We start from the raw sequence: 1,863 nt of genomic DNA on the forward strand, positions 1-1,863 counted from the left end.
GGTGGTTAAAGGTCCTAGCGCAGCGGAGGAATTTTTCGGCCGTGTCTTTTTCGCGGGGGGCTACCAACAAGCCATGCAGGCAATGGCCGAAGGCCTGGTCGATGCCGCGGGCGCCAGCCAGTATGCCGACCTGCTTCTGACACCGCAGCAACAGGCGGAGGTAACTTGGATCGCGGAAAGCGCACCGATCCCGAGCCATTTGGTGATCGCTCGCCCGGGGCTCGACGCCGCTCTGCGGGACCGTTTTGTTGACGCAATGCTGCGGCTCAATGAGCCGGAGCACCGCAACAAGCTACGCTATCTTTATGGACCGGACGGCTATGTCAGGGCCGACGGCGCCGCCTATGACGGCGTGCGCGACATGGCGCGGCGATACGGGCTGTTGGAATGAGCACTGCTATCCAAATCGACGACCTGAGTTTTGCCCATACGGGCGCGGACGTCCCGGCGCTGGAGCGGGTTTCGCTTAATATTCCGACGGGCGAAAGCGTGGCTCTGCTCGGCCCGTCCGGGGCGGGCAAGACGACCCTACTGGCACTGCTTGATGGCAGGCTGTTTGGCTGGTGCGGGCAGATTTCGATCTTGGGCGCACCGCTTGATCCCGATCATCCGCCAATGTGCGCGCGCCGCCCGGATACCGGTTTCGTTTTTCAGGAATTCGCCCTAGTCGAACGGTCCGCGGTTCTGCGCAATGTCCTGAATGGCCGCTTGGGGCGCATGTCGCCGCTGCGGGCCCTGATGGGATCACCGACCAAGCACGATCTGGAGATTGCGCGCACGGCACTTGCCGATTGCGGCATTGCTGATCTTGCCAATCGCAGGGTCGACAGCCTCAGCGGCGGGCAGCGGCAGCGCGTCGCCATCGCGCGGTGTCTGGCGCAGGAACCACGGCTTGTTCTGGCCGATGAACCGGTGAGCAACCTCGACCCTGCGCGTGCAGGTGAGATCCTGGCGCTGCTGGCCGGGGCGGCGCAAGCGCGCGGCGCGACGGCGCTGTTTGCGTCTCACCAACCCGACCTGGCGCGGCGTTTTGCGCAGCGTATCATTGGCATTCGTTGCGGGCGGATCGCCTTTGATGTGCCGACCTCCGAGTTGAACGAGGATGCGACAGCGGAACTCTATCGGGAGGTTGAGCCAATCCCCGGTATCGGCCTCAGGGCGGTATCATGATGGCGTTCCGCGGGTTTGGCGGCTTTGCGACGAGTGGTCTGATCGCCGCGGCGATCCTGTGGTCCTTCGCGACGGCCGATGTCGAGTTGTCGCGTCTCATGTCGGCTGGCCCGCGCATTGCCGATTTCCTCGGTCGGATGTTTCCACCTGACCCGACGGTGATGGCCGAGATCAAGAAGGGCAGCGCGGAAACGCTGAGAATAGCGATCCTCGGCTCCCTCGGAGCTGTGGTCCTGTCCGTTCCCTTCGGCATTCTCGCGTCCGAGACGATGGTATCGTCTGCGGTGTTCCGGTCGATCCGAACGCTGCTTGCCTTCATACGGGCGATTCCGCTGATCCTCGTGGCCATGCTCATGGTGGGCGCTGTCGGGCTTGGGCCGCTGCCCGGCATCATCGCGGTCGCCTCTCATGCAACGGGGATGCTCGCAAAGTTCTATGCCGAGGCGATCGACGGCGTGTCCCGCGCGCCGATCGCCGCGCTGGAAAGCGCGGGCGCCGGGCCGCTCGTGCGGCTCAGATACGCGATCTGGCCGCAGATGGCGCCGGTCGTCGCCCGCGACACGATTTTCCGGTTCGAGTTGAACCTGCGCGAGTCGCTGATCCTCGGGATTGTCGGCGCGGGCGGGATCGGCTTTTACATCCAGACCTACGTGCGCTCTTTCCAGTATGACAAGGCGGCCAGCGTCACGATTG

At 64.3% G+C, this 1,863-nt stretch carries 3 protein-coding genes; all 3 read left to right on the forward strand.

Features of this window, described 5'->3' with window-relative positions:
- The coding region (locus RIB52_RS14150; protein ID WP_350176656.1) for a phosphate/phosphite/phosphonate ABC transporter substrate-binding protein at positions 1 to 391 on the forward strand (391 nt) is incomplete at its 5' end.
- Entirely contained in the window at positions 388 to 1,170 is a 783-nt protein-coding gene (locus tag RIB52_RS14155; protein WP_350176658.1) for a phosphonate ABC transporter ATP-binding protein, read from the forward strand. The genes RIB52_RS14150 and RIB52_RS14155, both read left to right, overlap by 4 nt.
- Positions 1,167 to 1,863: PhnE/PtxC family ABC transporter permease (locus RIB52_RS14160; protein ID WP_350176660.1), on the forward strand; the 697-nt coding region annotated here is incomplete at its 3' end. The genes RIB52_RS14155 and RIB52_RS14160, both read left to right, overlap by 4 nt.

The organism is Erythrobacter sp. (genome assembly GCF_040217515.1).
In the GTDB taxonomy this organism is placed as follows: domain Bacteria; phylum Pseudomonadota; class Alphaproteobacteria; order Sphingomonadales; family Sphingomonadaceae; genus Erythrobacter.

Bases quoted from the DNA above. Each gene is read 5' to 3' on its own strand.
- RIB52_RS14155 (WP_350176658.1), top strand. From the start codon at position 388: ATGAGCACTGCTATCCAAATCGACGACCTGAGTTTTGCCCATACGGGC.